Genomic DNA, 233 nt, shown 5'->3' on the forward strand with positions numbered 1-233 from the left:
GGATAGAACAACTTTTAACAAGTTCATCTTTAAACACCCTCTTTTCTCTTGTCAACCTGGTTATTTTCAGCATTGTACTCTTATTATATGATTACAGGCTATTTGTAGTCTACCTTATAGGAGCAGTACTGTATGTAGCATGGATTAGCTTCTTCCTTAAAAAACGAAAAGAACTCGACTATAAAAGATTCTCTCAGGTTTCTCAGGAACAAAGTAAAGTGATTGAGCTTATC

The 233-nt window shown here is 34.3% G+C and carries 1 pseudogene; it reads left to right on the top strand.

Annotated elements, in window-relative coordinates:
* Window positions 1-233: pseudogene (locus SCA31_RS25655) on the top strand (peptidase domain-containing ABC transporter); the annotation flags it as partial.

The organism is Chryseobacterium sp. SIMBA_028, assembly GCF_046535285.1.
GTDB lineage: Bacteria > Bacteroidota > Bacteroidia > Flavobacteriales > Weeksellaceae > Chryseobacterium.